General features: G+C 72.8%; 4 protein-coding genes and 1 riboswitch. Of the genes, 3 read left to right on the top strand and 1 reads right to left on the bottom strand.

Going from position 1 to position 6,377, the window contains the following annotated elements; genetic code table 11:
* Positions 1 to 220: 220 nt before the first annotated feature.
* Positions 221 to 3,793 (bottom strand): cobaltochelatase subunit CobN, encoded by a 3,573-nt coding sequence (gene cobN, locus AB0G02_RS17715; RefSeq protein ID WP_360795156.1) that lies wholly within the window; start codon positions 3,791 to 3,793, stop codon positions 221 to 223.
* Positions 3,794 to 3,846: 53 nt separating this feature from the next.
* Positions 3,847 to 3,918, bottom strand: a riboswitch (cobalamin riboswitch).
* Between the two features lie 49 nt (positions 3,919 to 3,967).
* Here cobN and AB0G02_RS17710 point away from each other — a divergent pair.
* From AB0G02_RS17710 to AB0G02_RS17700, 3 genes are all read left to right on the top strand, one after another.
* Positions 3,968 to 4,981 (top strand): hypothetical protein, encoded by a 1,014-nt coding sequence (locus tag AB0G02_RS17710; protein ID WP_360795153.1) that lies wholly within the window; start codon positions 3,968 to 3,970, stop codon positions 4,979 to 4,981.
* Positions 4,978 to 5,604, top strand: coding sequence for a precorrin-8X methylmutase (locus AB0G02_RS17705; RefSeq protein ID WP_360795150.1), 627 nt, complete (start codon positions 4,978 to 4,980; stop codon positions 5,602 to 5,604). The genes AB0G02_RS17710 and AB0G02_RS17705 overlap by 4 nt, the downstream gene beginning before the upstream one ends.
* Positions 5,601 to 6,377: precorrin-2 C(20)-methyltransferase (locus AB0G02_RS17700; protein ID WP_360795147.1), on the top strand; the 777-nt coding region annotated here is incomplete at its 3' end. The genes AB0G02_RS17705 and AB0G02_RS17700, both read left to right, overlap by 4 nt.

The following is a 6,377-nucleotide window of genomic DNA, read 5'->3' as shown; positions in this document are numbered from 1 at the left end:
CAGCGTCCCCCCCCCGACACGACCCCCCCCCACGCCACCTTGCACGCGGCCAACGCGGACGCGGGAGGCGGGGGGCCGACTCGCGCGAGACGGCCCCGCCGGACACGGTGGCGATTCCATTCGGGACGGCCTGCGGCTATATAGGGGTACCCCTCATTTCCGCCGGGCGTCGATCACATTCCGGACAACGCTCCCGTTCCGTGATCGGCCGTTCGGCGGATCAGCGGCCGTCCTCCAGGTCGCCCTCGGTTTCCAGGTACGCCATTCGGAGCGCTTCCAGCGTCTCGGCCTCCGGGTGCTCCCACATACCCCGTTCGGCCGCCTCCAGGAGGCGTTCGGAGATGCCGTGCAGCGCCCACGGGTTCGACCGCGCCAGGAACTCGCGGTTCACCGGGTCCAGCACGTAGCTGGCCGCGAGCTGCTCGTACATCCAGTCCGCGACCACGCCGGTGGTGGCGTCGTAGCCGAACAGGTAATCCACCGTGGCGGCGAGTTCGAACGCGCCCTTGTAACCGTGCTTGCGCATCGCGGACAACCACCTCGGGTTGACCACGCGGGCGCGGAAGATCCGGTTCGTCTCCTCGTGCAGCGTTCTGGTGCGCACCGCATCGGGTCGCGTGCTGTCCCCGACATAAGCGGCGGGCGCTTTTCCGGTCAACGCGCGGACGGTCGCGACCATCCCGCCGTGGTATTGGAAGTAGTCGTCGGAATCAGCGATGTCGTGTTCACGGGTGTCGATGTTCTTCGCCGCGACGGCGATGCGCTTGTACGCGCTCTCCATCGCCGGGCGCGCTTCGACTCCGTCCAGTTCACGGCCGTAGGCGTAGCCGCCCCACACCGCGTACACCTCGGCCAGATCGGCGTCGTCCCGCCAGTTCCGGCTGTCGATCAGCGGGAGCAGACCGGCGCCGTATGCGCCCGGTTTGCTCCCGAAGATGCGCATTGTCGCCCGGCGCGGGTCGTGGTGCTGTGCAAGATCCGCTTGCGCGTGCGCCCGGACGTAGTTGTCCGACGCCGACTCGTCGAGGTCGGCCACCAGTCGCACCGCGTCGTCGATCAGTGCCACCACGTGCGGGAATGCGTCGCGGAAGAACCCGCTGATGCGGACCGTGACATCGATTCGCGGCCGTCCCAACTCGGCCAGGGGGATCACTTCCAGACCCGTCACGCGCCGGGACTGGTCGTCCCAGAGGGGGCGGACGCCGAGGAGCGACAGCACCTCCGCGACGTCGTCACCGGCCGTGCGCATCGCGCTGGTGCCCCAGACCGACAGGCCGACCGACGGCGGCCACTCCCCTGTTTCCGACCGGTAACGCTCCAGCAGTGACTCCGCCATCGCCTGACCGGTCTCCCAGGCCAGCCGCGACGGCACCGCCTTGGGGTCGACCGAGTAGAAGTTGCGGCCCGTCGGCAGCACGTTGACCAGGCCGCGCAGCGGCGAGCCGCTGGGACCGGCCGGGACGTACCCGCCGTCGAGGGCGTGCAGCACGTTGGTCAGCTCGTCGGTGGTGCGCGCCAGCCTGGGCACGACCTCCAGGGCGGCGAACTCCAGGATCCGCGCCACGTCCTCGTCGTCGGTCACCGAACGGGCGGCCGCGGCGTCCCAATTGGCGTTTTCCATGGCTTGCACGAGCGCGCGCGCCCGTGCTTCGACCCGGTCGGTGTCGGCGCGGGTGTCGCCGCCGGCGGTCTCGGTCAGCCCGAGCGCCTCGCGCAGGCCCGGCAGCGCGGCGACCTGGCCGGCCCACATCTGCTTGGCCTGGAGGATCGACAGCACCAGGTTGACCCGGGTCTCCCCGGTGGGCGCCTGGCCGAGCACGTGCAGCCCGTCGCGGATCTGCACGTCCTTGACCTCGCACAGCCAGCCGTCGACGTGCAGGATCAGCTCGTCGAACTCGGCGTCGTGCGGCCGGTCGTCCAGGCCGAGGTCGTGGTCGAGCTTGGCGGCCTGGATGAGGGTCCAGATCTGGGCCCGGATCGCCGGCAGCTTGGCCGGGTCCATGGCGGCGATGTTGCCGTGCTCGTCCAGCAGCTGTTCGAGCCGGGCGATGTCGCCGTAGCTGTCCGCCCTGGCCATCGGCGGCACGAGGTGGTCCACCAGGGTGGCGTGCGCCCGCCGCTTGGCCTGGGTGCCCTCGCCCGGGTCGTTGACCAGGAACGGGTAGATCAGCGGCAGGTCACCGAGGGCGGCGTCGGGGCCGCAGCTTGCCGACATGCCGACGGTCTTGCCGGGCAGCCACTCCAGGTTGCCGTGCTTGCCCACGTGCACCACGGCGTCCGCGCCGAACTCGTCCTCCAGCCAGCGGTAGGCCGCCAGGTAGTGGTGGCTCGGCGGCAGGTCGGGGTCGTGGTAGATCGCGATCGGGTTCTCGCCGAAGCCGCGCGGCGGCTGGACCATCACCACGACGTTGCCGGAGCGGAGGGCGGCCAGCACGATCTCGCCGTCGGCGTCGTGCGACCGGTCCACGAACAGGTCACCGGGGGCCTCGCCCCAGTGCTGCTCCATCCCCTTGCGGGTGTCCTCCGGAAGGGTGGCGTACCACTGCCGGTAACGGGCCGCGGGGAGACGGACGGGGTTGCCCCTGATCTGCTCCTCGGTGAGCCAGTCGGCGTCCTGGCCGCCGGCGGCGATGAGGGCGTGGATCAGCGCGTCGCCGTCGAGGTCGGCCACGCCGGGCAGCTCGTCACCGATGTCGTAGCCGCTGTCCCGCATGGCGGCGAGCAGCCGCACGACGCTGGCCGGGGTGTCCAGGCCGACCGCGTTGCCGATGCGGGAGTGCTTGGTCGGGTAGGCCGACAGCATCACCGCGATGCGCCGTTCGGCCGGCGGGACGTGGCGCAGCCTGCCGTGCCGCACGGCGATGCCCGCGACCCGCGCCGCGCGCTCCTCGTCGGCCACGTAGACGGTCAGGCCGTCCTCGTCGACCTCCTTGAACGAGAACGGCACGGTGATGATCCGACCGTCGAACTCCGGGATCGCGACCTGCGTCGCGGTGTCCAAAGGGGACAATCCGTCATCGTTCCCGTCCCACGAGGCACGGCTGCCGGTCAGGCACAACGCCTGGAGGATCGGCACGTCGAGGGCCGCCAGCGCGCCCACGTCCCACGCGTCGTCGTCACCGCCGGCGGACGCGGCGGCGGGCTTGGTGCCGCCGGCCGCGAGGACGGTGACCACCAGCGCGTCGGCCTTGCCCAGCTCGGCCAGCAGCCCGGGGTCGGCGGCGCGCAGCGAGGCGCAGTAGACCGGCAGCGGACGACCGCCCTTGGCCACGATCGCGTCGCACAGCGCGTGCACGAACGCGGTGTTCCCGGCCACGTGGTGAGCGCGGTAGTAGAGGACCGCGATGGTCGGGCCGTCGCCCGCGTCCTCCCGCTCCAGCAGGCCCCAGGTCGGCGTCGGCTCGGGCGGGGTGAAGCCGTGGCCGGTGAGCAGCACCGTGTCGGACAGGAAGTGGTGCAACTGGGCGAGGTTGGCCGCGCCGCCGTGGGCCAGGTAGGCGTGCGCCTCGGCGCACACCCCACCGGGCACGGTCGACAGCTCCATCAGCGGCGCGTCGGGGTTCTGCTCACCGCCGAGCACGACCACCGGCAGACCGCGGGCCAGCAGCCAGTCCAGGCCCTCTTCCCACATCCGGCGACCGCCGAGGATGCGCACGACCACCAGGTCGACGCCCTCCACCAGCGACGGGAGGTCGTCCACGGCGGTGCGGGCGGGGTTGGCCAAGCGGTAGTCGGCGCCGCTCGCGCGGGCGGACAGCAGGTCCGTGTCGGAGGTCGACAGCAGCAGGATCACGTGCGGGCTCCATCCCTCGGGGGTCCTCGCCCCGGTCGTGGGGACGGCGAGCGGAGTTCCTGACTCCCGGGGTTGCCCCCGGTCACAGTGGCGGGACCGCGCCGGATTCACACCGGCTTCCTCCTGTTGCTTCGCCGTTCGGTGGTCACCCTAACGGCAGTTAGCATCCAGTCCATGCCCCCTGACCCCCGAGATCGCCCGGACGCCTGTCCCGGCGCCGTGGACGTGCACCAGGCCGCCGACGGCGGGTTGGCGCGGATCCGCGTGCCCGGCGGCACGGTGAGCGCGGCGCGGGTCGACGTGCTGCGGTCCGCCGCGATCGAGCTGGGCGACGGCTTCCTGGAGCTGACGTCCCGGGCGAACGTGCAGATCAGGGGCTTGGCACCGGGGGCGGAGCACGAGCTGGGCGCGCGGCTGGCCGAGGCCGGCCTGCTGCCGTCGATGACCCACGAGCGGGTGCGCAACATCGTCGCCGCGCCGTTGGAGGACAACCAGGCGCTGGTCGACGCGATCGACGCGGCGCTGTGCGCGGACCCCGCGCTGGCGTCCCTGCCAGGGCGTTTCCTGGTCACGGTGGGTGGCGCGGTGAGCGGCCTGTCGGGTGACGTCGGGCTCGTCGGTGACGCGTTGTTCCTGGCCGGGCGGGATTCCGGGCTCCGGGTGACCGACCCGGTGGACGCCGTGGTGACCGCCGCGCGCCTGTTCCAGGAGATCCGCGGCGACGCGTGGCGGCTGTCCGAAGTGGACGGCGGTGTGCGGAAGATCACGACGGCGTTGGGCGATCCGGGTGACGTCCGGATCGAGCCGGGTGTGACGCCCGTCGCACCCGGCGCGCACGGTGACGTCTTCGTGGCGGGCGTGCCGCTGGGGCGGTGGGACGCGCGGCTGCTCGCCGGCGTGCCGGTCCGGATCACGCCGTGGCGGAGCCTGGTGGTGCCGTCCGGGAGCGATACCAGGTGCCTGTTCACGTCGCCGGACTCGCCGTGGCACGGCGTCAGCGCGTGCACCGGCAGCCCCGGCTGCGCGAAGTCGTTGGCCGACGTGCGGTCCGACGCGTCCCGCTGGATCGACGCCCGCACGGCACCCGGCCGGGTGCACTGGTCGGGCTGCGCACGCCGGTGCGGGCGGCCGGCGGGCGACGTGGTGGAGTTCGTCGCGACCGGCGACGGGTACGAGGAGATCAGGTGACCAGCTACGTCAAGGACGGCGCGGAGATCTACCGCCGTTCCTTCGCCACCATCCGCGCCGAGGCCGACCTGGCGCGGTTCCCCGAGGACGTCGCCCGGGTGGTGGTGCGCATGATCCACGCCTGCGGGATGGTCGACCTGGTCTCCGACGTCGACTTCTCGCCGCACGTCGTGCGCGACGCGCGGGCGGCGTTGCTGGCCGGTGCGCCGATCCTGTGCGACGCGCAGATGGTCGCGGCGGGCGTCACGCGGCGCAGGCTGCCGGCGGACAACGACGTGGTCTGCACGTTGGGCGACCCGAGGGTGCCGGGGTTGGCGGCCGAGCTGGGCACCACGCGCAGCGCGGCGGCCCTGGAGCTGTGGGGCGACCGGCTGGAGGGCGCGGTGGTGGCCATCGGCAACGCGCCGACCGCGTTGTTCCACCTGCTGGACATGATCGCGGCGGGTGCGCCGCGGCCGGCCGCCGTGCTGGGCGTGCCGGTCGGGTTCATCGGCGCGGCCGAGTCGAAGGACGCCCTGGCGGAGAACGGCCTCGGGGTGGAGCACCTGGTCGTGCGCGGTCGTCGGGGCGGCAGCGCCATGACGGCGGCGGCGATCAACGCGATCGCGAGCGAGGAAGAATGACGGGCAAGCTGTACGGGGTCGGTGTCGGTCCGGGGGACCCGGAGCTGGTGACCGTCAAGGCGGCGCGGCTGATCACCGAAGCGGACGTGGTCGTCTACCACAGCGCGCGCCACGGTCGCAGCGTCGCACGGCGGATCGCGGCGCCCTACCTGCGCGACGGGCAGGTCGAGGAGCAGCTCGTCTACCCCGTCACGACCGAGGACTCCGACGACTACCAGGGCGAGATCGACGCGTTCTACGAGGAGTGCGCCGAGCGGTTGGCCGCGCACCTGGACGCCGGGCGGACGGTCGTGGTGCTGGCGGCGGGCGACCCGTTCTTCTACGGCTCGTACATGCACCTGCACAAGCGGCTCGCGCACCGGTACGAGGCCGAGGTCGTGCCCGGCGTGACGTCGGTGAGCGCCGGCGCGGCGGTGATCGGCCGGCCGCTGGTGGAGCGCGACGAGGTGCTGACCGTGCTGCCGGGGACGTTGTCCGCGGACGCGCTGGTGGAGCACCTGTCCGGCGGCGACCCGGTGGCGATCATGAAGCTCGGCCGGACGTTCCCGCAGGTGCGCGAGGCGCTGGCGCGGGCGGGCCGGCTGGACGAGGCCTGGTACGTGGAGCGGGCGACGACGGGCGGGCAGCGGACCGCCCCGCTGTCCGAAGTGGACGCCGAGGACGTGCCGTACTTCTCGCTGGCGCTGCTGCCGAGCAAGCCCGTGCGGCGGGGGTCCGCCGGGGGGGGGGGCGGCGGGGTGGGGGGGGTGGCCCCCCGGGGGCTGTGGTTGGTG

It is taken from the genome of Actinosynnema sp. NPDC023658 (assembly GCF_040639995.1).
Lineage (GTDB): Bacteria > Actinomycetota > Actinomycetes > Mycobacteriales > Pseudonocardiaceae > Actinosynnema.
The sequence above is the reverse complement of the archived record's forward strand: the minus strand, read 5'-3'. Positions and strand labels throughout refer to the sequence as shown.

Excerpts from the sequence above, each read along its gene's own strand:
- AB0G02_RS17710 (WP_360795153.1), top strand. The coding sequence starts at position 3,968 with ATGCCCCCTGACCCCCGAGATCGCCCGGACGCCTGTCCCGGCGCCGTG.